Source organism: Streptomyces sp. V4I8 (assembly GCF_041261225.1).
In the GTDB taxonomy this organism is placed as follows: Bacteria; Actinomycetota; Actinomycetes; order Streptomycetales; family Streptomycetaceae; genus Streptomyces.
Genome location: NZ_JBGCCN010000001.1, coordinates 2,500,306 through 2,527,080, shown reverse-complemented (window position 1 = coordinate 2,527,080; position 26,775 = coordinate 2,500,306). Strand labels below are relative to the sequence as shown.

The 26,775-nt window shown below is 67.7% G+C and carries 23 protein-coding genes and 3 rRNA genes; 18 read left to right on the top strand and 8 right to left on the bottom strand.

Annotated elements, in window-relative coordinates; genetic code table 11:
* Positions 1-95 precede the first annotated feature (95 nt).
* Together ABIE67_RS11445 and ABIE67_RS11440 are read right to left on the bottom strand one after the other, a co-directional pair.
* Positions 96-1,187, bottom strand: a complete 1,092-nt coding sequence (locus tag ABIE67_RS11445; RefSeq protein ID WP_370256330.1) for an S-adenosylmethionine:tRNA ribosyltransferase-isomerase — start codon at positions 1,185-1,187, stop codon at positions 96-98.
* Positions 1,184-1,837: an SDR family NAD(P)-dependent oxidoreductase gene (locus ABIE67_RS11440; RefSeq protein WP_370256328.1), complete on the bottom strand. Its 654-nt coding sequence runs from the start codon at positions 1,835-1,837 to the stop codon at positions 1,184-1,186. Before ABIE67_RS11440 ends, ABIE67_RS11445 begins: the two co-directional genes overlap by 4 nt.
* A 269-nt stretch (positions 1,838-2,106) precedes the next feature.
* On the opposite strand from ABIE67_RS11440, the gene ABIE67_RS11435 reads away from it, so the two are divergent.
* From ABIE67_RS11435 to chpE, 3 genes are all read left to right on the top strand, one after another.
* Positions 2,107-3,252 carry a GAF domain-containing sensor histidine kinase gene (locus tag ABIE67_RS11435; RefSeq protein ID WP_370256326.1) on the top strand — a complete coding sequence of 382 codons (1,146 nt, stop codon included), beginning with the start codon at positions 2,107-2,109 and terminating at the stop codon, positions 3,250-3,252.
* On the top strand, positions 3,245-3,886 hold the full coding sequence (locus ABIE67_RS11430; RefSeq protein ID WP_370256325.1) for a response regulator: 642 nt from the start codon (positions 3,245-3,247) through the stop codon (positions 3,884-3,886). The genes ABIE67_RS11435 and ABIE67_RS11430 overlap by 8 nt, the downstream gene beginning before the upstream one ends.
* 168 nt (positions 3,887-4,054) lie before the next feature.
* The gene (chpE, locus tag ABIE67_RS11425; protein ID WP_370256324.1) at positions 4,055-4,300 is read left to right on the top strand and encodes a chaplin ChpE; all 246 of its coding nucleotides are present in this window, start codon (positions 4,055-4,057) and stop codon (positions 4,298-4,300) included.
* Positions 4,301-4,478: 178 nt separating this feature from the next.
* Here chpE and ABIE67_RS11420 read toward each other — a convergent pair whose 3' ends face one another.
* Positions 4,479-5,267, bottom strand: a complete 789-nt coding sequence (locus tag ABIE67_RS11420) for a hypothetical protein (protein WP_370256323.1) — start codon at positions 5,265-5,267, stop codon at positions 4,479-4,481.
* A gap of 146 nt (positions 5,268-5,413) precedes the next feature.
* Between ABIE67_RS11420 and ABIE67_RS11415 the strand changes: the two genes are divergently transcribed.
* The 3 genes from ABIE67_RS11415 to ABIE67_RS11405 all read left to right on the top strand — a co-directional run bounded on the left by ABIE67_RS11415 (position 5,414) and on the right by ABIE67_RS11405 (position 7,818).
* Positions 5,414-6,211, top strand: coding sequence for an ABC transporter ATP-binding protein (locus ABIE67_RS11415; protein WP_370256322.1), 798 nt, complete (start codon positions 5,414-5,416; stop codon positions 6,209-6,211).
* A gap of 94 nt (positions 6,212-6,305) precedes the next feature.
* On the top strand, positions 6,306-6,737 hold the full coding sequence (locus ABIE67_RS11410) for an NfeD family protein (RefSeq protein ID WP_370256321.1): 432 nt from the start codon (positions 6,306-6,308) through the stop codon (positions 6,735-6,737).
* A 133-nt stretch (positions 6,738-6,870) separates the two neighbouring features.
* Complete coding sequence (locus ABIE67_RS11405) at positions 6,871-7,818, top strand: SPFH domain-containing protein (protein ID WP_370256320.1); 948 nt, start codon at positions 6,871-6,873, stop codon at positions 7,816-7,818.
* 163 nt (positions 7,819-7,981) lie between these two features.
* On the opposite strand, the gene ABIE67_RS11400 is transcribed toward ABIE67_RS11405, so the two are convergent.
* The 3 genes from ABIE67_RS11400 to ABIE67_RS11390 all read right to left on the bottom strand — a co-directional run bounded on the left by ABIE67_RS11400 (position 7,982) and on the right by ABIE67_RS11390 (position 9,999).
* A complete protein-coding gene (locus tag ABIE67_RS11400) occupies positions 7,982-8,488 on the bottom strand; it encodes an HNH endonuclease (protein ID WP_370256319.1) in 507 nt (168 codons plus the stop codon).
* A 145-nt stretch (positions 8,489-8,633) separates the two neighbouring features.
* A complete protein-coding gene (locus ABIE67_RS11395) occupies positions 8,634-9,173 on the bottom strand; it encodes a YbhB/YbcL family Raf kinase inhibitor-like protein (protein ID WP_370256318.1) in 540 nt (179 codons plus the stop codon).
* 43 nt (positions 9,174-9,216) lie between these two features.
* The gene (locus tag ABIE67_RS11390; protein WP_370256317.1) at positions 9,217-9,999 is read right to left on the bottom strand and encodes a sporulation protein; all 783 of its coding nucleotides are present in this window, start codon (positions 9,997-9,999) and stop codon (positions 9,217-9,219) included.
* A 140-nt stretch (positions 10,000-10,139) separates the two neighbouring features.
* Between ABIE67_RS11390 and ABIE67_RS11385 the strand changes: the two genes are divergently transcribed.
* From ABIE67_RS11385 to ABIE67_RS11365, 5 genes are all read left to right on the top strand, one after another.
* Complete coding sequence (locus tag ABIE67_RS11385) at positions 10,140-10,790, top strand: DNA-3-methyladenine glycosylase (RefSeq protein ID WP_370256316.1); 651 nt, start codon at positions 10,140-10,142, stop codon at positions 10,788-10,790.
* A 544-nt stretch (positions 10,791-11,334) separates the two neighbouring features.
* Positions 11,335-12,860 (top strand): 16S ribosomal RNA (locus ABIE67_RS11380).
* Between the two features lie 307 nt (positions 12,861-13,167).
* Positions 13,168-16,289: ribosomal RNA gene (locus tag ABIE67_RS11375) — 23S ribosomal RNA — on the top strand.
* Between the two features lie 104 nt (positions 16,290-16,393).
* Positions 16,394-16,510: ribosomal RNA gene (gene rrf, locus ABIE67_RS11370) — 5S ribosomal RNA — on the top strand.
* Together the 16S, 23S and 5S rRNA genes form the textbook arrangement of a ribosomal RNA operon.
* A 1,281-nt stretch (positions 16,511-17,791) precedes the next feature.
* Entirely contained in the window at positions 17,792-18,562 is a 771-nt protein-coding gene (locus ABIE67_RS11365) for a hypothetical protein (RefSeq protein WP_370268463.1), read from the top strand.
* Between the two features lie 54 nt (positions 18,563-18,616).
* On the opposite strand, the gene ABIE67_RS11360 is transcribed toward ABIE67_RS11365, so the two are convergent.
* Entirely contained in the window at positions 18,617-19,909 is a 1,293-nt protein-coding gene (locus ABIE67_RS11360; protein WP_370256315.1) for a DUF1015 domain-containing protein, read from the bottom strand.
* 72 nt (positions 19,910-19,981) lie between these two features.
* On the opposite strand from ABIE67_RS11360, the gene ABIE67_RS11355 reads away from it, so the two are divergent.
* The 4 genes from ABIE67_RS11355 (at position 19,982) to ABIE67_RS11340 (ending at position 24,331) form a co-directional block, all read left to right on the top strand.
* Positions 19,982-21,010, top strand: coding sequence for an HAD hydrolase-like protein (locus ABIE67_RS11355; protein WP_370256314.1), 1,029 nt, complete (start codon positions 19,982-19,984; stop codon positions 21,008-21,010).
* 149 nt (positions 21,011-21,159) lie between these two features.
* Complete coding sequence (locus tag ABIE67_RS11350) at positions 21,160-22,203, top strand: FecCD family ABC transporter permease (RefSeq protein ID WP_370256313.1); 1,044 nt, start codon at positions 21,160-21,162, stop codon at positions 22,201-22,203.
* A 56-nt stretch (positions 22,204-22,259) separates the two neighbouring features.
* Positions 22,260-23,318, top strand: a complete 1,059-nt coding sequence (locus tag ABIE67_RS11345; protein ID WP_370268458.1) for a FecCD family ABC transporter permease — start codon at positions 22,260-22,262, stop codon at positions 23,316-23,318.
* The gene (locus ABIE67_RS11340; protein WP_370256312.1) at positions 23,315-24,331 is read left to right on the top strand and encodes an ABC transporter ATP-binding protein; all 1,017 of its coding nucleotides are present in this window, start codon (positions 23,315-23,317) and stop codon (positions 24,329-24,331) included. Before ABIE67_RS11345 ends, ABIE67_RS11340 begins: the two co-directional genes overlap by 4 nt.
* On the opposite strand, the gene ABIE67_RS11335 is transcribed toward ABIE67_RS11340, so the two are convergent.
* On the bottom strand, positions 24,315-24,662 hold the full coding sequence (locus ABIE67_RS11335) for a sterol-binding protein (protein ID WP_370256311.1): 348 nt from the start codon (positions 24,660-24,662) through the stop codon (positions 24,315-24,317). The two genes, ABIE67_RS11340 and ABIE67_RS11335, sit on opposite strands and share 17 nt — an antisense overlap.
* A gap of 42 nt (positions 24,663-24,704) precedes the next feature.
* Between ABIE67_RS11335 and ABIE67_RS11330 the strand changes: the two genes are divergently transcribed.
* The 3 genes from ABIE67_RS11330 to ABIE67_RS11320 are packed head-to-tail and all read left to right on the top strand — an operon-like array spanning position 24,705 to position 26,762.
* Complete coding sequence (locus ABIE67_RS11330; protein ID WP_370256310.1) at positions 24,705-25,037, top strand: hypothetical protein; 333 nt, start codon at positions 24,705-24,707, stop codon at positions 25,035-25,037.
* Between the two features lie 7 nt (positions 25,038-25,044).
* Complete coding sequence (locus tag ABIE67_RS11325) at positions 25,045-25,860, top strand: TlyA family RNA methyltransferase (protein WP_370256309.1); 816 nt, start codon at positions 25,045-25,047, stop codon at positions 25,858-25,860.
* Positions 25,857-26,762: an NAD kinase gene (locus ABIE67_RS11320; protein WP_030054779.1), complete on the top strand. Its 906-nt coding sequence runs from the start codon at positions 25,857-25,859 to the stop codon at positions 26,760-26,762. Before ABIE67_RS11325 ends, ABIE67_RS11320 begins: the two co-directional genes overlap by 4 nt.
* The last annotated feature ends 13 nt before the right edge of the window (positions 26,763-26,775 follow it).

The window sequence follows — 26,775 nt, the reverse complement described above, 5'->3', positions numbered from 1 at the left end:
GTCTGCCCCGCTCAAAAGGGACGTCACTACCTACTACGGACTTTCGTACGTGACCTGCACCCTATGCGCGGGCTCACATCGGCCGCGTGACAGTCTCACCGGCAGTTGCTGACGCAATGCTCTGAGTGAGGGTCCTCTGCCGGGAGGATGAGGTGCACGTCGCCGAACTCGTGCCACCGATAGAGCCCGCGCAGCGCCTCCTCATAGCCGCGGTCGACCGCAGCCCGCCCCGCGACCGCCTCCAGCATCAGCAGATGCGAGGCCTCCGGCTCGTGCAGCCCGGTCAGCAGCCCGTCCACCACCCGCACCCCGCGCTCCGGCGTGACGACGAGATCCGTCCACCCCTCACGCGCGCGTACGACCCCGTCGGCACCCACCGCCGACTCCACGGCCCGCACGGCCGTCGTCCCGACGGCGAGGACCCGGCCGTCCCCGGCCCTGACCGCGTTGATCAGCCGCGCCGAGGCCTCCGGCACCGCGAACCGCTCCGGATACGGCGGCTCATGCGCCTCCGCCGAGGCCACCCCGGTGTGCAACACGATCGGCGCGAACCGCACCCCCCGGCTGACCAGCTCCGTCACCATCCGCACCGTGAACGGCCGCGCCGCACTCGGCATCTCCGCGCTGCCCGACCCGTCGGCCGACGGCAGCGCGAACACCGTCTGGTACACGGACAGCGGCTGGTCCCGCTCCGTATAGGAGTAACGAATCGGCCGCCCGTGCTCCCGCATCAACCCAGACAGTTCGGCGGCCTCGGCGGGGGACACCCGTGCCCACCACAGCCGCCCGCTCCCCGGACTCAGCGGCTCCTCCAACCGCAACCGCGCACCCCCGGGCAACCGCACCCTCGTCCCCGGCGCACCCGCACGCGCGCGCGTAGTGCCCCGCCCGTCGGGATCCCGCAGCTCGACCGCCCACCGCCCGTCGTCCCCACGCGTGGAGAAGTGCACCACCACGCGCGCGTGCCCGATCTTCCCGTCCACGGCGGCGGCCAGCGTCTCCGACGTGTTGACCACCAGCAGATCCCCGGCCCGCAGCAGCCGCGGCAGCTCGCCGAACCCGTGGTGCGACACCTCGGTGCCCCGCGACACCAGCAGCCGTACGGCATCCCTGTCCAGCCCCGGCGCACGCTGCTCGGCGGGAATCCGCGCCGACAGCTCCTCCGGCACGCGCACCGCGAGCGTCATCGCCGCCCCTCCAGCAACCGCAGGAAGGCCGGCACCACACTGGCCGGCGCCGGCCGCGGATCCTCGTCGTCCGGTACGGCCGCCGCGTACAGGTCCGTGGCCATGTCCCCGGGGTCGACCGCCCAGACCCGCAGCCCCGGCTCCTCCTCGCCGAGCACCGCCGCGAGATGGTCCAGGGCGGCCTTCGACGCCCCGTATCCGCCCCACGTCTCGTACGCCTCGGCGGCCGCGTCCGAGCTGACCGTGATCACCGTGCCCGTCCCGGACGCCCGCAGCAGCGGCAGCGCCTCCTGGACGAGGGCCAGCCCGGCGACCACGTTCACCTCCAGCGCCCGCCGCAGCCCCTCCAGCGGCAGCTCGTGCAGCCGTACGAGCGGCTCGGCGCCCAGCGCGCTGGCATTGCTGACCAGCAGATCGACGCCGCCCAGCTGCCGGGCGGCCGCCACCAGCGCGGACCGGTGCCCGGCGTCCGTGACGTCCCCCGGCACGGCCGTCACGCGCGTGCCGTGCGCGTCGAGCCAGGCCGCCGTTTCCTGGAGGACCTCCGCCGTCCTGGCGTCGAGCACCAGGTCCCAGCCCCGCGCGGCCAGCGCCTCGGCCAGCGCCCGCCCCAGTCCCTTCGAGGCCCCCGTGATGATCGCTACCGGCATGACAACCGTCCCCTCGTCCCTGGCCGCCTTCGCTCGGCGGTGCCCCCAACGTAGGAACGGGACGGCCCGCCCCGCCTCGGACGCGGGCAGCAAGACCGCGGGGCCCTTCGTCCTAAGCCGCGCACCGGGGCCTTTCGGCCTACGCCGGGCGTCGGACGCCTCTCGCCCTACGCCGCCGAGCCTGCGACCGCGGACCTAGGTCCCGCGCCGCAGCCGGCCGCCGCCACAGGTCCGATCCGGCTGTCACACCCCGCCGGTACCGTGAGGGCATGAGTCAAGGCCCCAGGTCCGGCCTCGCCGCGGTGAGCGCCGCGCTCCTGGCCATGAGCAGGCACCTCGAGGTGCGCGACGTCCTCAAGACGATCGTCGCCTCGGCCCGCGAGCTGCTCGACGCGCAGTACGCCGCGCTCGGCGTCCCCGACGACCACGGCGGCTTCGCCCAGTTCGTGGTCGACGGCGTCAGCGACGAGCAGTGGAAGGCCATCGGGCCCCTCCCACGCCAGCACGGCATCCTCGCCGCGATGCTCCAGGAGGCCGAGGTCGAGCGCCTCGCCGACGTCCGCAAGGACCCCCGCTTCGAGGGCTGGCCGTCCGCGCACCCCGACATGTCCGACTTCCTGGGCCTGCCGATCCGCGACGGCGAAGAGGTCATCGGGGCCCTGTTCCTGGCAAACAAGAACTGTCCCAAACCGGAGGGAAGCTGCGGCTTCACGGCAGAGGACGAGGACCTCCTCTCCATCCTCGCCCAGCACGCCGCGATCGCCCTCACCAACGCCCGCCTCTACGAACGCAGCCGCGAGCTGACGATCGCCGAGGAGCGCTCGCGCCTCGCCCACGAACTGCACGACGCGGTCAGCCAGAAGCTGTTCTCCCTGCGCCTGACGGCCCAGGCCGCCGCCGCCCTGATCGACCGCGACCCGTCCCGCGCCAAGGGCGAGTTGCACCAGGTGGCAGCGCTCGCCGCCGAGGCCGCCGACGAACTGCGCGCCGCGGTCGTGGAGTTGCGCCCGGCCGCCCTCGACGAGGACGGTCTCGTCGCCACCCTGCGCACCCAGATCCAGGTCCTCGACCGCGCCCACTCCGCACGAGTCACCTTCGCCGGCCATGGCGTGAAGGCCCTGCCGGCCGCCCAGGAGGAGGCCGTGCTGCGCGTCGCCCAGGAGGCCCTGCACAACGCCCTGCGGCACTCCGGAGCCGAGCACGTCGACGTGACACTGGACCGGCGCGGCAGCGGAGCGGTCCTACGGGTCACGGACAACGGCAGCGGCTTCGACCCCAAGGCGATACGCCGGGCCGGACGCCACCTCGGCCTGGTCTCCATGCGGGACCGGACGAGCGGCGTCGGCGGCACGCTGACCGTGGAATCGGCGCCCGGCAAGGGCACCACGATCGAGATGGAGGTCCCCGGTGGGTGACGCAATCAAGGTGCTGCTCGTCGACGACCACCAGGTCGTCCGCCGGGGCCTGCGCACCTTCCTCGAAGTGCAGGACGACATCGAGGTCGTGGGGGAGGCCGCCGACGGCGCCGAGGGGGTGGCCCGCGCGGAGGAACTGAAGCCGGACGTGGTCCTCATGGACGTCAAGATGCCGGGTATGGACGGCGTCGACGCCCTGCGCAAGCTGCGCGAACTCGACAACTCCGCGCGCGTGCTGATCGTCACCAGCTTCACCGAACAGCGCACGGTGATCCCGGCCCTGCGCGCGGGCGCCGCCGGGTACGTCTACAAGGACGTGGACCCCGACGCACTCGCCGGCGCCATCCGCTCGGTGCACGCCGGCCACATCCTGCTCCAGCCCGAGGTCGCCGGCGCCCTGTTGTCCCAGGAGGAGGCCAACTCCGGGCAGGGGAGAGCCGGCTCCCTGACGGAGCGGGAACGCGAGGTGCTCGGCCTGATCGCGGACGGCCGCTCGAACCGCGAGATAGCCAGAGCCCTGGTGCTCTCGGAGAAGACCGTCAAGACGCACGTCTCGAACATCTTGATGAAGCTCGACCTGGCGGACCGCACACAGGCTGCCCTGTGGGCCGTACGCCATGGCATGACCGGCTGAAACGCTCTCCGCAGGACGTGACGGACGGCAATACGGAGGGTTCCGCTCCGGACTGAGATTCATACCGTCGTGGGAATGTCCCCCGGATGGCGCATCCTTCGTGGATCTCCGCCGTTCTCCAGTGCGTGCTGCGGCGACTGCCGCGGCAATCGCAAGGAGGGCTTAGAAGTGAAGAACCTGAAGAAGGCAGTGGCCGTGACGATGGTGGCGGGTGGCCTCCTGGCCGCCGGTGCCGGAATGGCCTCCGCCACCGATGGCGCGCACGCCGACGGCAAGGCCGTGGGCTCCCCGGGCGTCGCCTCGGGCAACCTCGTCCAGGCCCCGGTCCACATCCCGGCCAACGTCTCGGGCAACACCGTGAACGTCGTCGGCGTGCTGAACCCGGCCTTCGACAACCTGGCCGTCAACCACTGACGACCACCCCGAAGCGAGCAGTGACCTCCGGCCTCCCGGGTATCCCGGGAGGCCGGTCTGTTTGTCCGTTCAGCCCGTCCGGCGTTTGAGGACGAGGCCGTTCAGGCCGATACGGGGGTCTGTGGGCGGAGCCCCCGGAGGACGGCCACACCAACACCGATCACAACCACACCGACGCTCACCGAACCCCCCGCTCCCGCTCCTCCACGACGGAGTTGTACGCCGCGACGAGCGCCCGCCGAGCCACCCGCTCCACCGGCCGCAACGCCTCCGCCCGAGCCCCCATCTCAGCGGAGCTGACCGCACCCCCGTGCCCGTTCTCGTACGCCAGCGAGACCAACAACCCCACCCGCTGCGCAAGTTCCAGCACCCGCACCGCCCGCGGCGGATACCCCGGCGCCAACACCTCCCGCCCCCGCTCGGCCCGCGCCCGATACGCATCGATCGCCGCCTCGGCCACCGGCCCCGACCCGGCGACGTCCAGCCGCGACAACACCTCGGTCGCATCCCGCAGGGCCTCCGCGAGCTCCCGCTCCGCCTCCCCCAGCGACGGCACATCCGCGGGCGGCGCCTCCCGCACCGGCAGCACATGCCAGACGACCTCGACATGTACATCACCGTCGGGCCCGGCCTCGTACACCTCCGGGACCAACCCCAACGCGGCGCCGTGACAGATCACCGCCTCCTCGGCGTCGATCGCCCGCGCATTGAACTCCGGCGGACCGCTCAGCCCCAGAGGATGCCCCGGCGCCGGCAGCGCGACCCGCAGCCCGCTCACCCCGAGCGCCCGCAGCCGGCCCAACGCCAGCGTGAGCCCGACGGGCGCCGACTCACCCGGCAGCCCCTCCACCCGGTGCACGGCATCGTCCCCGACGATCTCCAGCACAGCGTCATCCGGCGAGACAAGTCCGGCCAAAAGGGCATTTCCCCAAGCGGCAAGGCGTCCTGAACGTGGTTCCGAGAGCATGCCCCCACCCTAAGGACCGGACCGATGGAATGAAGCGCCCGACCGGTGGCGTAGATTTCCTTGAGGGCTGCGCCCACCGGCGCACGCGACCACCGAGACGCCGAGACGCCGACACCGGTCACACTGCAAGGGGAGACAACGCGCTCATGAGCGATGTTCTGGAGCTTCAGGACGTATCCGTGGTCCGTGAGGGCCGGGCTCTGGTGGACCAGGTCTCCTGGTCGGTCAAGGAGGGCGAGCGCTGGGTCATCCTCGGCCCCAACGGCGCCGGCAAGACCACCCTCCTGAACCTCGCCTCCAGCTACCTCTTCCCGTCCACGGGCACCGCCACCATCCTCGGCGAGACCCTCGGCAAGCCCGGCACCGACGTCTTCGAGCTGCGCCCGCGCATCGGCGTGGCCGGCATCGCCATGACCGAGAAGCTGCCCAAGCGCCAGACCGTCCTCCAGACCGTCCTGACCGCCGCGTACGGCATGACCGCCACCTGGAACGAGGACTACGAGGACGTCGACGAGCAGCGCGCCCGCGCCTTCCTCGACCGCCTCGGCATGAGCGACTACGTCGACAGGAAGTTCGGCACCCTCTCCGAGGGCGAGCGCAAGCGCACCCTGATCTCCCGCGCCCTGATGGCCGACCCCGAGCTGCTCCTCCTCGACGAGCCCGCCGCCGGCCTCGACCTCGGCGGCCGCGAGGACCTCGTCCGCCGGCTCGGCCGCCTCGCCCGCGACCCGATCGCCCCCTCGATGCTCATGGTCACCCACCACGTCGAGGAGATCCCCCCGGGCTTCACCCACGTCCTGATGATCCGCCAGGGCAAGGTCCTCGCCGCCGGCCCGATGGAACTCGAACTCACCTCCCGCAACCTCTCCCTCTGCTTCGGCCTCCCGCTCGTCGTCGAACAGGTCGGCGACCGCTGGACCGCACAGGGCCTCCCGCTGTCCTGACCCACTCCTTCACCCCGCGAAACCCCGGTAAGAAGGCTCTTTCAAACGATCGGTGCCCTGTCCGCGGCAGGGCCCGCGGTCCTACCATGACCATGTGGAAATCGACGCGTGGGTTTGGTGGTTGATAGGCGCGGCAGCGCTCGGCATCGGGCTCGTGATCACCGCGATGCCCGAACTCGGCATGCTCGCGGTGGGCGCCGTCGCGGCCGCGGTGGTCGCCGGCATCTTCGGGGGTGACGCCGTCGTCCAGGTCGTGTCCTTCGTCGTCGTCTCGACCGCACTCATAGCCGTCGTACGGCCCATCGCGAACCGACATCGCGCGCAGCGGCCCCAACTCGCCACCGGCATCGACGCCTTGAAGGGCAAACAGGCCGTCGTACTGGAGCGCGTCGACGCGTCCGGCGGCCGGATCAAGCTCGCCGGAGAGGTCTGGTCCGCACGCTCCCTCGACACCGACCGCGCCTACGAGGTGGGCCAGGAAGTGGACGTCGTGGACATCGAGGGGGCCACGGCCATCGTCATGTGACCTCGCACGACGTAAGTGGCGCAAACGCGCCACGGGCCACGCGACGGTCTGTCAGACTCGACCAGCAAGATCTTCAACAACCATAAGATCTGCCGAAGTTGCCGCAGCGAAGAAGGGATACGGGGAAACGACGATGGAACCGGTCATCATCGTCTTGATCATTCTGGTGGTGTTGGTCTTCATCGCCCTGATCAAGACGATCCAGGTCATCCCACAGGCGAGCGCGGCCATCGTCGAACGCTTCGGCCGTTACACGCGGACACTCAACGCGGGCCTCAACATCGTGGTCCCGTTCATCGACACCATCCGCAACCGCATCGACCTGCGCGAACAGGTCGTACCGTTCCCGCCGCAGCCGGTGATCACCCAGGACAACCTGGTCGTGAACATCGACACGGTCATCTACTACCAGGTGACCGACGCCCGCGCCGCCACCTACGAGGTCGCCAGCTACATCCAGGCGATCGAGCAGCTCACCGTCACCACACTCCGCAACATCATCGGTGGCATGGACCTGGAGCGGACCCTGACCTCCCGCGAGGAGATCAACGCGGCCCTGCGCGGTGTCCTCGACGAGGCGACGGGCAAGTGGGGCATCCGCGTCAACCGCGTCGAGCTCAAGGCGATCGAACCGCCCACCTCCATCCAGGACTCGATGGAGAAGCAGATGCGCGCCGACCGTGACAAGCGCGCGGCGATCCTCACCGCCGAAGGTACGCGCCAGGCCGCGATCCTCACCGCCGAAGGTGAGAAGCAGTCCCAGATCCTCCGCGCCGAAGGTGAGGCCAAGGCCGCCGCCCTGCGCGCGGAAGGCGAAGCCCAGGCGGTCCGCACGGTCTTCGAAGCGATCCACGCCGGCGACCCCGACCAGAAGCTCCTCTCCTACCAGTACCTCCAGATGCTCCCGAAGATCGCCGAAGGCGACGCCAACAAGCTCTGGATCGTCCCCAGCGAAATCGGCGACGCCCTCAAGGGCCTCTCCGGCGCCATGGGCAACCTGGGCGGCCTGGGCGGCGGTTCCGGCAACGGCTCCTCCGGCAACACCGGTACAGAACGCCGAGAGAAGCCGTCGATCGACTGACGCGAAGTCGGCCGTACGACAGAGGGGCCCGCCTCCTGAGGGAGGCGGGCCCCAAAGGCTTTTGGGGGCGCGGGACTGTGTCGATTTGCGGCTCCGCCGCGTGGCGCGACAAGCCACAGCGAACCCGCAGCCCACGATTCACCCGTGCCCCTACGGCGAAGAGTCAGGCAGCGTCCATTGCCAGCCAATCCGGAAGTGCTGCAAGATCGTCGGCCCCCAGCGCCAGCAACATCGCATCGGCCGGCGTCGGCTCGAACGGCTCCCTCAACAGGGGCATACCCGCCTGCTCAGGCGTCCGGTCCGCCTTCCGATGATTGTCCTCCGCACACGAAGCGACCGTATTCAGCCACGTGTCCTGCCCACCCCGCGACCGAGGCACCACGTGGTCCACGGTCGTAGCCCTACGCCCGCAGTACGCGCACCGGTGCCTGTCCCGTACCAGTACACCCCGCCTCGACCACGGCGCTTGTCTTCGGAACGGCACCCGTACGTACCTGCAGAGCCTGATCACCCGGGGCGCCGGTATGTCGACAGCGGCTCCACGCATCCGCAGTTCGGGGTGGGCCTGCTCGACGACGGCCTTGTCCTGAAGCACCAGAACGATGGCTCGGTTCAACGTCACCGTCGACAGCGGCTCGAAGCTCGCGTTCAGTACCAGCGTGTCCCGCATTGCAGCCCACCTCCCGTGCGCACCTGCCCACCCCCTGGCGGGCTGGGATCAACTCTGGCCGGGCACGCCGAGATGGACAACGAAATAAAAAATGCCCGCCCCCGATCACTTCCATGACCAGGGGCGGGCAAACGTTCCATGAACGTCAGGCTTCGGCGGGCACCTCGTACTCGGCGATCACATGGGCACGCGCGATCGTGTGGAACCGCAGGTTGAAGCCGACGACCGCCGGGCTGGCGTCCGAGTCCGGACCGAGCTTCTCCTGGTCCACGGCGTACACCGTGAACACATAGCGGTGCGGCCCGTCCCCGGGCGGCGGCGCGGCACCGCCGAAGTCCTTCGACCCGTAGTCGTTACGAGCGTGGACCGCACCCTCCGGCAGCCCCTCGAACTTGCCGCTGCCCGCACCCACCGGCAGCTCGGTGACCGAGGCAGGGATGTCGAACAGGACCCAGTGCCAGAACCCGCTGCCCGTAGGGGCGTCCGGGTCGTAGCACGTCACCGCGAAGCTCTTGGTCTCGGCCGGGAAGCCCTCCCAGCGCAGCTGCGGCGAGGTGTTGCCGGCCGCTTGGACCTGAGCGTCCTTGAGGGTCCCACCGGACTCGACGTCCTCGCTCGTGACCGTGAAGGACGGCACGGGCGGGTGGAAGTCGTGGGGCAGCGGCCGCCTCTTGAGCTCGGTCACGTCGATACCTCCTGAGGGAACAGCGGAATCAGTCGTTCCGAGCCTAGGACCAGTTGCGCTTGCTGCCGACCTCGGACAGCCACTGGTTGAGATAGGCCGCCCAGTCGGTCCCCTGGAAGTCGTTCAGACCCACCTGGAACGACCGGAAGGTGTCGCTGCCCGAGCTGAACAGCCCCGGCTTCTTGTCCATTTCCAGGACGACGTCCATCGTGTGCTCGTCCGCGACGAAGCTCAACTCGACCTGGTTGATACCCCGGTACTGCTGCGGCGGGAAGAACTCGATCTCCTGGTAGAACGGCAGCTTCTGCCGCGTACCCCGGATGTGGCCGCGCTCCATGTCCGCGCTCTTGAAGCGGAAGCCCAGCTGGATGAAGGCGTCGAGGATCGCCTTCTGCGCGGGCAGCGGGTGCACGTTGATCGGGTCCAGGTCGGTGGAGTCCACGGCCCGCGCGATCGACAGCTCCGTCGTCACACCGATGTTCATGCCACGCAGCGTCTGACCGTCGATCGTCGTGACCGGCGTCTCCCACGGGATCTCCAGCCCGAAGGGCACCGCGTGCACGCCCCCGGCCTGCAGCTCGAAGGCACCACCGAGCTGCAGCTTCGTGAACTCGATGTCCTGCTTGTACTCCGAGTCCTGGCCCTCGACCTCGACACGCGCCTGCAGGCCCACGGACAGGCCCTCGATGTCCTGCTTCACGGACCCGCCCTGAATCCGCACCTCACCCTGGACGACACCGCCCGGAACGACGTTGACCTCGGTCAGCACCGTCTCGACCGAAGCCCCGCCGGCCCCCAGGCTCGCGAGCAGCTTCTTGAACGCCATGACTCTCCTCTTTTCAGAGTGGATCCTTGATCCTTACAAACGCGATCCGGCCGTGGCCGGTTCCGCGTCCCCACCCTGGCAAGGCGCACGCCCCCTGACCACCCCGTCGCGACCACCCGTCTGCACTACCCTCGGACGGCATGATCGCGACCCCCGACCGTACGCCCCTGTCCCGGAGCTTCTTCGACCGGCCCGTCCTGGAAGTCGCCCCCGACCTCCTGGGCCGCATCCTGGTACGCACCACCCCGGACGGTCCGATCGCACTCCGCCTCACGGAGGTCGAGGCCTACGACGGCCCGAACGACCCCGGCTCCCATGCCTATCGCGGCCGTACGCCCCGCAATGACGTGATGTTCGGTCCCCCCGGACACGTCTACGTCTACTTCACCTACGGCATGTGGCACTGCATGAACCTGGTGTGCGGACCCGACGGCCAGGCATGCGCGGTCCTGCTGCGCGCCGGCGAGATCGTCGAGGGCGCCGAGCTCGCCCGCACCCGTCGACTCTCGGCCCGCAACGACAAGGAACTGGCCAAAGGCCCGGCCCGCCTGGCCACCGCCCTGGATGTGGACCGAGCCTTGGACGGCACAGACGCATGCACCTCCGGCGAGACCCCACTGAGGGTCCTCACCGGCACCCCGGTCCCCTCCGACCAGGTACGGAACGGCCCCCGCACCGGCGTTGCGGGCGACGGAGGAAACGGGGACATCCACCCCTGGCGCTTCTGGATCGCCAACGACCCCACGGTGAGCCCCTATCGGGCCCACGCCCCGAGGCGACGCCGAAGTTGACGCGCCTAGGCGAGGCGCGTAACGTAGCCCGAGCCGCTGAACCGGGTACTGCGAAGTCAGCAGCCGGAGCGGCCAACCCACTACATACGAACACCCTCAACGGGGTCGATGTTCGGCGTGCCCGCATGCCCGAATTCGAGTCCACAGAGCCCGATTGTGAATCGGGCGGGGGAATCGGCTAACGTAGTGAATGTCGAAAGGCCGACGGCGAAAGCCAGAGCCCCACGACAAGTGCCAATATCCCGCTAAAGCGGGGTGGCCCCGAGGAAATCGGATCGGAAAAAGATCTGATAGAGTCGGAAACGCAAGACCGAAGGGAAGCGCCCGGAGGAAAGCCCGAGAGGGTGAGTACAAAGGAAGCGTCCGTTCCTTGAGAACTCAACAGCGTGCCAAAAATCAACGCCAGATATGTTGATACCCCGTCTCCAGCATCTGCTGGGGCGAGGTTCCTTTGAAAAAACACAGCGAGGACGCTGTGAACGGCCGGGCTTATTCCGCCTGGCTGTTCCGCTCTCGTGGTGTTCATCCCGATTACGGGAAAACATTCACGGAGAGTTTGATCCTGGCTCAGGACGAACGCTGGCGGCGTGCTTAACACATGCAAGTCGAACGATGAACCACTTCGGTGGGGATTAGTGGCGAACGGGTGAGTAACACGTGGGCAATCTGCCCTTCACTCTGGGACAAGCCCTGGAAACGGGGTCTAATACCGGATATCACTCTCGCAGGCATCTGTGAGGGTCGAAAGCTCCGGCGGTGAAGGATGAGCCCGCGGCCTATCAGCTTGTTGGTGAGGTAATGGCTCACCAAGGCGACGACGGGTAGCCGGCCTGAGAGGGCGACCGGCCACACTGGGACTGAGACACGGCCCAGACTCCTACGGGAGGCAGCAGTGGGGAATATTGCACAATGGGCGAAAGCCTGATGCAGCGACGCCGCGTGAGGGATGACGGCCTTCGGGTTGTAAACCTCTTTCAGCAGGGAAGAAGCGAAAGTGACGGTACCTGCAGAAGAAGCGCCGGCTAACTACGTGCCAGCAGCCGCGGTAATACGTAGGGCGCAAGCGTTGTCCGGAATTATTGGGCGTAAAGAGCTCGTAGGCGGCTTGTCACGTCGGGTGTGAAAGCCCGGGGCTTAACCCCGGGTCTGCATTCGATACGGGCTAGCTAGAGTGTGGTAGGGGAGATCGGAATTCCTGGTGTAGCGGTGAAATGCGCAGATATCAGGAGGAACACCGGTGGCGAAGGCGGATCTCTGGGCCATTACTGACGCTGAGGAGCGAAAGCGTGGGGAGCGAACAGGATTAGATACCCTGGTAGTCCACGCCGTAAACGGTGGGAACTAGGTGTTGGCGACATTCCACGTCGTCGGTGCCGCAGCTAACGCATTAAGTTCCCCGCCTGGGGAGTACGGCCGCAAGGCTAAAACTCAAAGGAATTGACGGGGGCCCGCACAAGCAGCGGAGCATGTGGCTTAATTCGACGCAACGCGAAGAACCTTACCAAGGCTTGACATACACCGGAAACGTCTGGAGACAGGCGCCCCCTTGTGGTCGGTGTACAGGTGGTGCATGGCTGTCGTCAGCTCGTGTCGTGAGATGTTGGGTTAAGTCCCGCAACGAGCGCAACCCTTGTCCTGTGTTGCCAGCATGCCCTTCGGGGTGATGGGGACTCACAGGAGACCGCCGGGGTCAACTCGGAGGAAGGTGGGGACGACGTCAAGTCATCATGCCCCTTATGTCTTGGGCTGCACACGTGCTACAATGGCCGGTACAATGAGCTGCGATACCGCGAGGTGGAGCGAATCTCAAAAAGCCGGTCTCAGTTCGGATTGGGGTCTGCAACTCGACCCCATGAAGTCGGAGTTGCTAGTAATCGCAGATCAGCATTGCTGCGGTGAATACGTTCCCGGGCCTTGTACACACCGCCCGTCACGTCACGAAAGTCGGTAACACCCGAAGCCGGTGGCCCAACCCCTTGTGGGAGGGAGCTGTCGAAGGTGGGACTGGCGATTGGGACGAAGTCGTAACAAGGTAGCCGTACCGGAAGGTGCGGCTGGATCACCTCCTTTCTAAGGAGCACTTCTAGGCTGCCTCGGCAGTCCAGAGGCCAGTACATCGGCGAATGTCTGATGCTGGTTGCTCATGGGTGGAACGTTGATTATTCGGCACGGTTCAGTATGGATGAGAGCGTTAGTACTGCTTCGGCGTGGAACGCGAAGCTCATCAACTGATCGTGTCGGGCACGCTGTTGGGTGTCTGAAGTAACGGCCGTGAGGTTGTGCTTCGGAAGCCGGCCCCAGTGAACTCCGGTTTGTACCGGGGGTGATGGGTGGCTGGTCGTTGTTTGAGAACTGCACAGTGGACGCGAGCATCTGTGGCCAAGTTTTTAAGGGCGCACGGTGGATGCCTTGGCACCAGGAACCGATGAAGGACGTGGGAGGCCACGATAGTCCCCGGGGAGTCGTCAACCAGGCTTTGATCCGGGGGTTTCCGAATGGGGAAACCCGGCAGTCGTCATGGGCTGTCACCCATACCTGAACACATAGGGTATGTGGAGGGAACGCGGGGAAGTGAAACATCTCAGTACCCGCAGGAAGAGAAAACAACCGTGATTCCGGGAGTAGTGGCGAGCGAAACCGGATGAGGCTAAACCGTATACGTGTGAGACCCGGCAGGGGTTGCGTGTACGGGGTTGTGGGATCTCTCTTTCACAGTCTGCCGGCTGTGAGGCGAGTCAGAAACCGTTGATGTAGACGAAGGACATGCGAAAGGTCCGGCGTAGAGGGTAAGACCCCCGTAGTCGAAACGTCAGCGGCTCGTTTGAGAGACACCCAAGTAGCACGGGGCCCGAGAAATCCCGTGTGAATCTGGCGGGACCACCCGCTAAGCCTAAATATTCCCTGGTGACCGATAGCGGATAGTACCGTGAGGGAATGGTGAAAAGTACCCCGGGAGGGGAGTGAAATAGTACCTGAAACCGTGTGCCTACAAGCCGTGGGAGCGTCGGACATCAGCTTGCTGGTGTCTCGTGACTGCGTGCCTTTTGAAGAATGAGCCTGCGAGTTTGCGGTGTGTTGCGAGGTTAACCCGTGTGGGGAAGCCGTAGCGAAAGCGAGTCCGAATAGGGCGGTATAGTAGCGCGCTCAAGACCCGAAGCGGAGTGATCTAGCCATGGGCAGGTTGAAGCGGAGGTAAGACTTCGTGGAGGACCGAACCCACCAGGGTTGAAAACCTGGGGGATGACCTGTGGTTAGGGGTGAAAGGCCAATCAAACTCCGTGATAGCTGGTTCTCCCCGAAATGCATTTAGGTGCAGCGTCGTGTGTTTCTTGCCGGAGGTAGAGCACTGGATAGGCGATGGGCCCTACCGGGTTACTGACCTTAGCCAAACTCCGAATGCCGGTAAGTGAGAGCGCGGCAGTGAGACTGTGGGGGATAAGCTCCATGGTCGAGAGGGAAACAGCCCAGAGCATCGACTAAGGCCCCTAAGCGTACGCTAAGTGGGAAAGGATGTGGAGTCGCAGAGACAACCAGGAGGTTGGCTTAGAAGCAGCCACCCTTGAAAGAGTGCGTAATAGCTCACTGGTCTAGTGATTCCGCGCCGACAATGTAGCGGGGCTCAAGCGTACCGCCGAAGTCGTGTCATTGCAGCATATAGGGCCAACGCCTGCTGTGATGGGTAGGGGAGCGTCGTGTGCCGGGTGAAGCCGCGCCGGAAGGCAGTGGTGGACGGTTCACGAGTGAGAATGCAGGCATGAGTAGCGATTCACACGTGAGAAACGTGTGCGCCGATTGACTAAGGGTTCCTGGGTCAAGCTGATCTGCCCAGGGTAAGTCGGGACCTAAGGCGAGGCCGACAGGCGTAGTCGATGGATAACCGGTTGATATTCCGGTACCCGCTGTGAAGCGTCAAACATTGAACCAGGCGATGCTAAGTCCGTGAAGCCGCCCTGGAGCCTTCGGGCAAAGGGGAGTGGTGGAGCCGACGAACCAGACTTGCAGTAGGTGAGTGATGGGGTGACGCAGGAAGGTAGTCCATCCCGGGCGGTGGTTGTCCCGGGGTAAGGGTGTAGGACGTCAGGTAGGTAAATCCGCCTGGCACATAGTCTGAGACCTGATGCCGAGCCGATTGTGGTGAAGTGGATGATCCTATGCTGTCGAGAAAAGCCTCTAGCGAGTTTCATGGCGGCCCGTACCCTAAACCGACTCAGGTGGTCAGGTAGAGAATACCGAGGCGTTCGGGTGAACTATGGTTAAGGAACTCGGCAAAATGCCCCCGTAACTTCGGGAGAAGGGGGGCCACGTCTGGTGAGAGGACTTGCTCCTCGAGCTGGGGGTGGCCGCAGAGACCAGCGAGAAGCGACTGTTTACTAAAAACACAGGTCCGTGCGAAGCCGTAAGGCGATGTATACGGACTGACGCCTGCCCGGTGCTGGAACGTTAAGGGGACCGGTTAGTCACTCTTCGGGGTGGCGAAGCTGAGAACTTAAGCGCCAGTAAACGGCGGTGGTAACTATAACCATCCTAAGGTAGCGAAATTCCTTGTCGGGTAAGTTCCGACCTGCACGAATGGCGTAACGACTTCTCGACTGTCTCAACCATAGGCCCGGTGAAATTGCACTACGAGTAAAGATGCTCGTTTCGCGCAGCAGGACGGAAAGACCCCGGGACCTTTACTACAGTTTGATATTGGTGTTCGGTTCGGCTTGTGTAGGATAGGTGGGAGACTTTGAAGCGGGCACGCCAGTGTTCGTGGAGTCGTCGTTGAAATACCACTCTGGTCGTGCTGGATGTCTAACCTGGGTCCGTGATCCGGATCAGGGACAGTGTCTGATGGGTAGTTTAACTGGGGCGGTTGCCTCCTAAAGAGTAACGGAGGCGCCCAAAGGTTCCCTCAGCCTGGTTGGCAATCAGGTGTTGAGTGTAAGTGCACAAGGGAGCTTGACTGTGAGACCGACGGGTCGAGCAGGGACGAAAGTCGGGACTAGTGATCCGGCGGTGGCTTGTGGAAGCGCCGTCGCTCAACGGATAAAAGGTACCCCGGGGATAACAGGCTGATCTTCCCCAAGAGTCCATATCGACGGGATGGTTTGGCACCTCGATGTCGGCTCGTCGCATCCTGGGGCTGGAGTCGGTCCCAAGGGTTGGGCTGTTCGCCCATTAAAGCGGTACGCGAGCTGGGTTTAGAACGTCGTGAGACAGTTCGGTCCCTATCCGCTGTGCGCGTAGGAGTCTTGAGAAGGGCTGTCCCTAGTACGAGAGGACCGGGACGGACGAACCTCTGGTGTGCCAGTTGTTCTGCCAAGGGCATGGCTGGTTGGCTACGTTCGGGAGGGATAACCGCTGAAAGCATCTAAGCGGGAAGCCTGCTTCGAGATGAGGACTCCCACCCACTTGATGGGGTAAGGCTCCCAGTAGACGACTGGGTTGATAGGCCGGATCTGGAAGCACGGTAACGTGTGGAGGTGACCGGTACTAATAGGCCGAGGGCTTGTCCTCAGTTGCTCGCGTCCACTGTGTCAGTTCTGAGACAACGACCGTTGTCGGCTTTGAGTAGAACAGACAAAAGAAAAGTGTGCTTGTTCGCTCGAAACCATTAGGGTTTCGGTGGTTATAGCGTGAGGGAAACGCCCGGTTACATTCCGAACCCGGAAGCTAAGCCTTACAGCGCCGATGGTACTGCAGGGGGGACCCTGTGGGAGAGTAGGACGCCGCCGAACAATCTTTGGGAAGGACCCCTGGTCACCAGCGTTCAGCTGGGACCAGGGGTCCTTTCGTTTTTACAATGCTTGTAGTACCGAAGACAGGAGTCACCGATGTCCACCAACTCTCCCGACGACCGACCGGAGCGCGACCAGCGGCGACGGGACAGTGGTGACCGCGGCGATCGTGGCGACCGTGGAGAGCGCGGCGGTTTCCGTCGCGACAACGACCGCGGTGGCAGCGGCGCCGGCCGTGGCGGGTACGGCCGGCGTGATGACCGGCGTGATGACCGCCGGGGCGATGACCGTGGTGACCGGGGTGGCTTCCGTCGTGATGACAGCCGTGGTGGTCATGGCCGCCGCGATGATCGGCGCGACGACCGACGTGATGACCGGCGCGACGACCGACGGGGTGGCGACGACCGAGGGTCTCGGCCGCCGTTCCGGCGCGATGACCGGCCTGCTGGGCCCCGTCGCGACGACCGCGACCGTGGATTCCGGCGCGACGGTGACCGTCCTGCCTTCCGCAGGGACGACCGAGGCGAGCGTGGAGAGCGCCGCGACGACGATCGTGGTGGCTTCCGTCGTGATGACAACCGCGGCGGCTTCGGGCGCCGCGACGACCGACGTGATGACCGTCGGAGCGATGACCGTGGCGGCTTCCGTCGTGACGACCGCCGTGACGACCGCCGCGACGGCGGTGACCGTGGTGGGTACGGTCGGCGTGACGACCGTGACCGCGGCTTCCGCCGTGACGATCGTCGCGACAGCGGTGACCGTGGGGATCGTGGCGGCTTCCGTCGTGACGACAACCGTGGCGGCTTCGAGCGCCGTGATGATCGTGTTGACCGTGGGGATCGTGGCGGCTTCCGTCGCGATGACAACCGTGGCGGCTTCGAGCGCCGTGATGATCGTGTTGACCGTGGGGATCGTGGCGGCTTCCGTCGTGACGACAACCGTGGGAGCTACGAGCGGCGGGATGATCGTCGTGATGACCGCCGGGGCGACGACCGTGGTGACCGGGGTGGGTTCCGGCGTGACGACCGCCGGGACAGCGGTGACCGTGGGGATCGTGGTGGCTTCCGTCGCGATGACAACCGGGGGGAGCGCGGTGGGTTCCGTGGGCGGGACGACCGGCGGGACGACCGTGGCGGACGTGGGCCCCGCAGGGATGACCGCGGTGGACGGCCCGGTGGCTTCCGTGGACGGGACGACCGACGCGGTGGCGACGACCGGCGCGGCGGTGGCCGGTTCCGTGATGAGCGGGATCGTGACCGGGACCGCGAGCCGATCAAGCGGCTGCCGATCCCCGAGGACGTCACGGGCGACGAGATCGACAAGGACGTACGGCAGGAGCTGCAGAGCCTGCCGAAGACGCTCGCGGACGATGTCGCCAGGAACCTGGTGATGGTCGCGCGGCTCATCGACGAGGACCCCGAGGGCGCTTACGGCTACTCCAAGGTGGCCCTGCGGCTGGCGTCGCGTGTCGCTGCCGTACGTGAGGCGGGCGGGTTCGCGGCGTACGCGAACCAGAAGTACGCCGAGGCGCTTGCCGAGTTCCGGGCCGCGCGGCGGATGACCGGGACCGTGGACCTGTGGCCGCTCATGGCGGACTGCGAGCGTGGGCTGGGGCGGCCGGAGAAGGCGCTGGACATGGCCGGGGCGCCCGAGGTGCACAAGCTGGACAAGGCCGGGCAGGTCGAGATGCGGCTCGTCGCGGCCGGCGCCCGGCGTGACCTGGGGCAGTTGGACGCGGCCATCGTGACGCTGCAGAGCCCCGAGCTCGCCTCCAACGCCGTACAGCCGTGGACCGCGCGGCTGCGGTACGCCTACGCCGACGCGCTGATGGCGGCCGGGCGGCGGGGTGAGGCGCGGGAGTGGTTCGCCAAGGCCGTCGAGGCCGACAAGGACGGCAGCACGGACGCCTCCGACCGGCTCGCCGAGCTGGACGGTGTCGAGTTCGTCGACGCCCTCGACGAGAACGAGGACGAGGGCGGGAACGAGACCGAGGGCGCCGGCAACGGTGACGAGCAGGCTCCGGCCGGGTCCGACGAGGACGGCAAGGAGTAGGCGGCGCGTGAAGTGAAGGGCGGGACTCCGGACAGGGGTCCCGCCCTTCGGCGTTCAGAGGTCCAGTGCGCGCAGCACCAGGCCCGAGGCCGGTTTCGGGCCGAACGACGTCGACTTGCGGGGCATCGTGACGCCCTGGCGGGCGAGGTCGCGTACGACGTCCTCGCGGACCGGGTGCATCAGGACGGCCGTACCGCCGTCGCGTTCCGCTTTTCTGACGGTGGCGGCGGTGTCGTGGATGTAGGCGATGCGGGTGGGGTCGTCCTCGGGGACGTGCCAGATGTGGGCGAGGAGGGTGGCGTGCAGGACCGTCGCGTCCAGGGTGCGCCAGGCGGCGGGGCGGTCGGTGGGGACCGTACGGTCGAGGAGGGCCGGCTCCGGGTGGTCGACGAGGTGGAAGGTGCCGTCTCCGGCGAGGAGGTAGGCGTTGCCCGCGCAGGCCGTGTCGGCGAGCGTCTCCAGGGCCTCGGGCAGCGGGACTTCGAGGCGGCGTACGCGGAAGTGGCCGTCGAGGGCGGCCAGGGCGTCCGGCACCGCTACGTCGTGCAGGAGGCGGTGGATGGCGCGGACGCGGAGGGGGTATCGGGCCGTGTCGACCAGGAGGACGAGACCGTAGTCCCAGGGGCTGGGGGAGGCGTGCTCCGCGCGTAGCCGGCGATATGTCGCCCAGCGGTGGTGGCCGTCGGCGATCAGGGCCTGGTGGCGGGTCAGGTCGGACTGGACGCGGGCCAGGTCGGCCGGGTTGGTGATCGACCACAGGCGGTGGCTGAAGCCGTCCTCCGTGGTGGTCGAGAAGAGCGGCGGGCGTTCGACCGTGCGCTCGATGACTGCCGTCGCTTCGGCTGCCGTTCCGTTGCCGCGGTAGGTCAGCAGCAGGGGTTCGAGGTTCGCGGACGTGGCGCGCATCAGGGCCGCGCGGTCGGCGACCACGTGCGGCATGACGTCCTCGTGCGGCAGGACCAGGCCCTCCGAGGGCTCCGTCACGAGCAGGGCGCCGATGATGCCGCGCTGCAGCATGCCGTCCCCGTCGTGCTGTTCGTAGACGTAGAGGCCGGGCTCGGTGTCGGCGGTCAGGACGCCTTCGGAGAGCCAGCGGCGCAGGGTCTCGGCGGCCTGTTCGTTGCGGGCGCTGGGGGTGCCGGCCTGGGGGAGGATCAGGCGGACGATGTTGTACGGGTCCGAGTCCTGGAGCTGGTGCAGGCCGTCGGGGCGGACGACGACGTCGTACGGAGGGGATGTCACGGCAGCCAGGCTGCCGACCCGGTCGGGGTCGTAGCGAAGTCCTCGGAACGGGGTCAGTTCGAGGCCTCGGCGCGCCGTTGCTTCCGGGTGACCTGCTGTGTTCATCCCGGCATCGTACGGGTGTCAGTGGCATGGGGGATGATCGGGGGAAAGCCGTCGAACGAGGAGCGATGCGGAATGAGCCAGAGCGTCAGGACGAGGCCCGAGGGCAGTGGCCAGGCCCTGAGCGAGGCGTACGACACGGCGCTGCTCGACCTCGACGGTGTGGTGTACGCGGGTGGTAACGCGATCGCGCATGCGGTCGACTCGCTGGCGGTGGCCCGTGCGGGCGGGATGCGTCTCGCGTACGTCACGAACAACGCGCTGCGGACTCCGGACATCGTGGCCGCGCATCTGACGGAGCTGGGCATACCCACGGGGGCGGACGACGTCATCACCTCGGCGCAGGCGGTCGCGCGGCTGATCAGTGAGCAGGTGCCGGCGGGTGCCCGGGTGCTGGTGATCGGTGGGGAGGGGCTGCGGGTGGCGCTGCGGGAGCGCGGGCTGGAGCCCGTGGAGTCGGCGGACGACGATCCGGCGGCGGTCGTGCAGGGGTTCGGCGGGCCCGAGCTGCCGTGGGGACGGTTCGCGGAGGCTTCGTACGCGGTCGCGCGCGGGGTGCCCTGGTTCGCGTCCAACACCGACCTGACGATTCCGAGTGGGCGGGGGATCGCGCCGGGCAACGGTGCGGCGGTGGAGGTCGTGCGCATTGCCACCGGTGCCGAGCCGCAGGTGGCGGGCAAGCCGTTGCCTCCGATGCACCGGGAGACGATCCTGCGGACGGGTGCCGAGCGGCCGCTGGTGGTGGGGGACCGGCTGGACACGGACATCGAGGGTGCGTTCAACGGGGAGGTCGACTCGCTGCTCGTGCTGACCGGCGTGACCGACGGCGCCCAGCTTCTCGCCGCGCCGCCGCAGCACCGGCCGACGTATGTCGACGCCGATCTGCGGGGGTTGCTCACCGGGCAGCCCGACATCGTGGCGGACGGGGAAGGCTTCCGGTGCGGTGGCTGGACGGCTGCCGCCAGGGCGGAGCGGCTGGAACTCGACGGTGAGGGCGAGGCCTTGGACGGGCTGCGGGCGCTGTGTGCGGCGGCCTGGACCGCGGCCGGGGACGGCTCCTGCGGCCTGGACGCGGGGAAGGGGCTGGCGCGGCTGGGGTTGTGACGTCGGAGGGGGCGTTGCCGCTGGGGTTGTGACTTCGGAGAGAGACGTTGCCGCTGGGGTTGTGACGTCGGCGGGAGGGATCGTGGCCGGGGTTGTGACGGCGTACGGCGGGATCGTGGCCGAATGGGAGGGTAGGCTAACCTAACTGCGTGTTGGTCGACAGTCCTCCCGAACAGCGCGCGGAGCCTCAGTCCGCGCCCCCAACCCGACGGGCGATACGTGCCGTTGGGCTGCTCGTCTCTGTCCTGATTCTGGTGGTCGTCGCCTTGGCGAGCATCGCGGTCGGGGCGAAACAGCTGTCCCTCGGGGAGGTCTGGCACGGCCTGTTCGAGGCCTCGGGCACGTACGGCGACGTCGTGGTCGACGACCGGATCTCGCGCACCGTCCTCGGCCTGCTCGCCGGCGCCGCGCTCGGTCTCGCCGGGGCCGTGTTGCAGGCGCTCACCCGCAATCCGCTCGCCGATCCCGGTCTGCTCGGCATCAACGCGGGCGCGTCCGCCGCGGTCGTCACCGCCATCACCTTCTTCGGTGTCACGAGCCTGAGCGGCTACGTCTGGTTCGCCTTCCTCGGCGCGGCCGCGGTCGGGGCGATGGTCTGGTTCCTCGGCGGCAGCCGGGGTGCCACGCCGGTGCGGCTCGCGCTCGCCGGTACGGCGATCAGTGCCGCGCTGTACGGCTATCTCCAGGCCGTGATGATCATGGATGACGCGGCGCTGAACAAGATGCGCTTCTGGACGGTCGGTTCGCTGACCTCGGCGACGGACTCGACCATCGAGCAGGTGCTGCCGTTCCTCGTCGTCGGCATGGTCCTCGCGCTCGCCCTCGCCCGGCCGCTGAATGCCATGGAGATGGGTGACGACACGGCGAAGGCCCTCGGCGCGAACCTGAACCGCACCCGGGTGCTGTCGATGCTCGCGGCGACCGTGCTGTGCGGGGCCGCGACCGCCGCCTGCGGGCCGATCGTGTTCGTCGGCCTGATGGTGCCGCACGTCGTGCGCTCCTTCACCGGGCCCGACCTGCGCTGGATCCTGCCGTACGCGGCCGTCCTGTCGCCGGTGCTGCTGCTCGGCGCCGATGTCCTCGGCCGGATCGTGGCCCGGCCCTCGGAGCTCCAGGTCGGCATCGTCACCGCGATCCTCGGCGGACCGGTCTTCATCTTTCTCGTACGACGGCGGAGGACGGCCCAGCTGTGAAGACCGCGGTGAAGAGGGAAGCGAAGGGCGAAGTGAACGTCGCGGCGAAGAGCGCGGTGAACGGTGGGGGGAAGCACGTCCGGGCCAACCGTGCCGTACGGGCTCCGGGCGGGCTCTCCGTCCGGCTGGACGTGCGGGCGCTGACCGTCGTCGTGCTGTTGCTGGTCGCCGCGCTCGCCGCGAGCGTCGTGCTGATCGGCACCGGCGACTTCCCAATCCCGGCGGGCGACGTGCTCAAGACGCTGCTCGGTGACGGGAACGCGGGGCAGGAGTTCATCGTCAACGAGCTGCGGCTGCCGCGGGTCCTCGTCGGCCTCCTGGTCGGTGCCTCACTCGGCCTCGGCGGTGCGCTGTTCCAGGCGCTGTCCCGCAACCCGCTGGGCAGCCCGGACATCCTCGGTCTCGGGCAGGGGGCGACGGCCGGCGCGCTCGTGATGATCGTGCTGTTCTCCGGGGACGCGGGCCAGGTCACCGTCGGTGCGCTCGTGGGCGGGCTCGCGACCGGACTCGCCATCTATCTGCTCGCCTGGAAGCGGGGCGTGCATGGCTATCGACTGGTCCTGGTCGGTATCGGTATGTCCGCGATCATGACGGCGGTCAACGGCTACCTGCTCACCAAGGCCGACCTGGTCGACGCGGCCCGCTCGGTCGTGTGGATGACCGGCTCCCTCAGCGGCCGTGACTGGGCCCAGGTCTGGCCGCTGCTCGCACTGTGCGCCGTCCTCGTCCCGCTCGTCCTCGCCAACGCGCGCGGGCTGCGGATGATGGAGATGGGCGACGATGTCTCGTACGCCCTCGGGGTGCGTGTCGAACGCGTACGGCTGCTGCTGATGCTGGCGGCCGTGCTGCTCACCGCGGCCGCCACCGCCGCCGCCGGCCCCGTCAGTTTCGTGGCCCTCACCGCCCCGCAGCTCGCTCGGCGCCTGACCCGCTCGCCGGGGCCGAACCTGCTGCCCTCGCTGTGCATGGGCGCCGCACTCCTCGTCACCGCCGACTGGATCTCGCAGCGGGTCTTCGGGGCCGATCAGATGCCCGTGGGCGTGGTCACGGGCGTGCTCGGCGGCGTATACCTGCTCTGGCTGCTGGTCACCGAGCGCAAGGCGGGCCGGATATGAGCACCGGCAGCAGCAACAAGAACAGCAGCGGGCTGAACAACCGAAGGAGCATTGTGAACCGCCTGTCCGCCGACAACGTCACCCTCGCCTACGACCAGCGGGTCATCGCCGAGCAACTGTCGGTGGAGATACCCGACAACTCCTTCACCGTGATCGTCGGCCCGAACGCGTGCGGCAAGTCCACGCTGCTGCGGGCCCTGTCACGGATGCTCAAGCCCAGCCAGGGCCGGGTCCTGCTGGACGGGCAGGTCATCCAGTCGATGCCGGCGAAGAAGGTCGCGCGCACGCTGGGCCTGCTGCCGCAGTCGTCGATCGCGCCGGACGGGATCACCGTCGCCGACCTGGTGGGCCGTGGCCGGTATCCGCACCAGGGCATCCTGCGCCAGTGGTCGACCGAGGACGAGCAGGTCGTCCAGGAGTCGATGGAACAGACCGGGGTCGCCGAGCTCGCGGATCGCTATGTCGACGAACTCTCCGGCGGTCAGCGGCAGCGCGTGTGGATCGCGATGGCGCTCGCCCAGCAGACGCCGCTGCTGCTGCTCGACGAGCCGACGACCTACCTCGACATCCAGCACCAGATCGACGTCCTCGACCTGTGCGCGGAGCTGCACGAGGAGCAGGGCCGCACGCTGGTCGCCGTCCTGCACGACCTCAACCACGCCGCCCGCTACGCCACGCACCTCATCGCCCTGCGCGGCGGGGAGATCATCGCCGAGGGCGCGCCGAACGACATCGTCACGGCCGAGCTGGTCGAGGAGGTCTTCGGGCTGCGGTGCCAGGTCATCGACGACCCGGAGACGGGGACGCCGTTGGTGGTGCCGGCGGCGCGGAAGGCGCGGGAACAGGTCAAGAAGGACCAGGTCACGAAGGAGCAGATCGAGAAGGGCCAGGTCAAGAAGGAGCAGATCGAGAAGGAGCAGGTCAAGAGGGAGCAGATCGAGAAGGAGCAGGGCGAGAAGGACCAGGGCGAGAAGGACCAGGGCGCGAAGGTCGCGGCTACAGAATCTTCCTGAGTACCAGCAGGTCGCGCACGCCCGCGTGCAGCTTCACCCGGCCCGAGCCCCAGGCCTTGGCGAAGTGCAGCTCTCCGTCGACCAGGGCGACCAGGTCGTCGCCGGCCATGCTCAGTCTGATCTGGGCCTTCTCCCGGGGTGGGCCCTGGAGCGTCTCGTGGACATGGATCCGGCCGCCCGCCATGCGGCCGGCGAACGTGACGTCCAGGTCGGTGATGTGGCAGCTGACCGAACGGTCCAGGGCCGCCGCCGCGGCGACGTCCCCTTCGGCACGCTGCATGTTGTCCGAGAGCTTTTCGAGTGCGGCGCGGCACTCCTCAGTCGTGGCCATCGCGATCGACGGTACCCCAGCGGTTCGGGGTAGCGTCTGGGCATGAGCGACACGGTTCCGGAGACGGAGATCCGGCAGGAACGCGCCGAGGCGGAGGCCGAGACCGAGACCGCGCCCGCGGTGGAGGCCGAGCCCGCGGTCGAACCCGAGTACGACCCCGCGGCCCCCGCCCCGCTGAACGTCCCCCGCGTCCCGACCGGCAACGCCGACGTCGACGCCCAGCTGGAGCGGCTGGGTGATGCCGACCACCTCGCCACGGACGGGCACCTCGAGGTGTACGAGGATGTACACCGGGGGCTGCGCGACGCGCTCACCGCGCTCGACGCCCGCCCGGGACCTCCGGCGCCCTCACCGTCGTACGGACATAGGAGCTGAACCGAACGTGGCAGGAGTCGCACGCCGCCGTCTCGACGCGGAGCTGGTCCGCCGGAAGCTCGCGCGCTCGCGCGAGCACGCCGGCCAGCTGATCGCCGCCGGGCGGGTCACCGTCGGCAAGACCGTCGCGACCAAGTCGGCCACTCAGGTGGAGACGGCGGCCGCGATCGTGGTGTCCAACGACGGCAGCGATCCCGAGTACGTCTCGCGGGGCGGGCACAAGCTCGCGGGCGCGCTGGAGGCCTTCGTGCCCCAGGGGCTCTTGGTGGAAGGGCGGCGGGCGCTGGACGCCGGCGCGTCCACCGGGGGTTTCACCGACGTCTTGCTGCGGTCGGGCGCCGCGCATGTCGTCGCCGTGGACGTCGGATACGGACAACTCGCCTGGACTCTCCGAAGTGATGAACGCGTCACCGTCAAAGACCGTACGAACGTACGCGAGTTGACGCTCGAAGCGATCGATGGGGAGCCAGTGGATCTTGTCGTGGGGGATCTGTCCTTCATCCCGCTCGGACTGGTACTGCCCGCCCTGGTGCGGTGCGTGAAGCCGGACGCCGATCTGGTGATGATGGTCAAGCCGCAGTTCGAGGTGGGGAAGGAACGGCTGGGCAGCGGGGGAGTCGTACGGAGTCCGCAGCTGCGGGCGGAGGCCGTGCGCCAAGTCGCCGAGAAGGCGTGGGAACTCGGGCTCGGGGTGAAGGGCGTCACGGCGAGTCCGTTGCCCGGACCCTCCGGGAATGTCGAGTACTTTCTGTGGCTGCGTGCCGGGGCGCCCGCTCCGGACCCGGCCGACGTTGACCGTGCAGTTGCGGAGGGGCCGCGTTGACACAGAACCGAGCTCGTACTGTTTTTCTGCTCGCCCACACGGGCCGGCCCGCGGCCATTCGCAGCGCCGAGCTGGTGGTCAAGGGCCTGCTGCGGTCGGGGATCGGCGTGCGGGTCCTGGAGTACGAGGCGGCCGACCTGCCGCTGCCGCCCGAGGTGGGGCTTGTCAAGGAGGCGACTCCGCAGTGCCTCGACGGATGCGAGCTGCTGATAGTGCTGGGCGGCGACGGGACGCTGCTGCGGGGCGCCGAGTTCGCCCGGGCGTCCGGGGTGCCGATGCTGGGCGTCAACCTCGGACGCGTCGGGTTCCTCGCGGAGGCCGAGCGCGATGATCTCGACAAGGTTGTCGACCGGGTCGTCACCAAGGCGTACGAGGTCGAGGAGCGGATGACCGTCGACGTCGTCGTGCATCAGAACGGCGACATCGTGCACACGGACTGGGCGCTGAACGAGGCCGCCGTGCAGAAGGCCGGCGCCGAGAAGCTGCTCGAGGTCGTGCTGGAGATCGATGGGCGGCCGGTCACGGGGTTCGGGTGCGACGGGATTGTGCTGTCGACTCCCACCGGGTCGACGGCGTATGCCTTCTCGGCGGGTGGGCCTGTGGTGTGGCCTGAGGTCGAGGCGCTGTTGATGGTGCCGATCTCGGCGCATGCGCTGTTCGCGAAGCCGTTGGTGACCTCGCCGGATTCTGTGCTGGCCGTGGAGGTTCTGCCGCATATCCCGCCGGGGGTGTTGTGGTGTGACGGGCGGCGGACTGTGGAGTTGCCGCCGGGGGCGCGGGTGGAGGTGCGGCGGGGGGCTGTGCCGGTGCGGTTGGCTCGGCTGCATCATGCGTCGTTCACTGACCGGCTCGTGGCGAAGTTCGCGTTGCCGGTTTCCGGGTGGCGGGGGGCGCCTCACTAGCCGAATCGCCGTG

Bases quoted from the DNA above. Each gene is read 5' to 3' on its own strand.
- ABIE67_RS11445 (WP_370256330.1), bottom strand. From the start codon at position 1,187: ATGACGCTCGCGGTGCGCGTGCCGGAGGAGCTGTCGGCGCGGATTCCC.
- ABIE67_RS11440 (WP_370256328.1), bottom strand. From the start codon at position 1,837: ATGCCGGTAGCGATCATCACGGGGGCCTCGAAGGGACTGGGGCGGGCG.
- ABIE67_RS11435 (WP_370256326.1), top strand. From the start codon at position 2,107: ATGAGTCAAGGCCCCAGGTCCGGCCTCGCCGCGGTGAGCGCCGCGCTC.
- ABIE67_RS11420 (WP_370256323.1), bottom strand. From the start codon at position 5,267: ATGCTCTCGGAACCACGTTCAGGACGCCTTGCCGCTTGGGGAAATGCC.
- ABIE67_RS11415 (WP_370256322.1), top strand. From the start codon at position 5,414: ATGAGCGATGTTCTGGAGCTTCAGGACGTATCCGTGGTCCGTGAGGGC.
- ABIE67_RS11405 (WP_370256320.1), top strand. From the start codon at position 6,871: ATGGAACCGGTCATCATCGTCTTGATCATTCTGGTGGTGTTGGTCTTC.
- ABIE67_RS11400 (WP_370256319.1), bottom strand. From the start codon at position 8,488: ATGCGGGACACGCTGGTACTGAACGCGAGCTTCGAGCCGCTGTCGACG.
- ABIE67_RS11390 (WP_370256317.1), bottom strand. From the start codon at position 9,999: ATGGCGTTCAAGAAGCTGCTCGCGAGCCTGGGGGCCGGCGGGGCTTCG.
- ABIE67_RS11385 (WP_370256316.1), top strand. From the start codon at position 10,140: ATGATCGCGACCCCCGACCGTACGCCCCTGTCCCGGAGCTTCTTCGAC.
- ABIE67_RS11360 (WP_370256315.1), bottom strand. From the start codon at position 19,909: ATGAACACAGCAGGTCACCCGGAAGCAACGGCGCGCCGAGGCCTCGAA.
- ABIE67_RS11355 (WP_370256314.1), top strand. From the start codon at position 19,982: ATGAGCCAGAGCGTCAGGACGAGGCCCGAGGGCAGTGGCCAGGCCCTG.
- ABIE67_RS11340 (WP_370256312.1), top strand. From the start codon at position 23,315: ATGAGCACCGGCAGCAGCAACAAGAACAGCAGCGGGCTGAACAACCGA.
- ABIE67_RS11335 (WP_370256311.1), bottom strand. From the start codon at position 24,662: ATGGCCACGACTGAGGAGTGCCGCGCCGCACTCGAAAAGCTCTCGGAC.
- ABIE67_RS11330 (WP_370256310.1), top strand. From the start codon at position 24,705: ATGAGCGACACGGTTCCGGAGACGGAGATCCGGCAGGAACGCGCCGAG.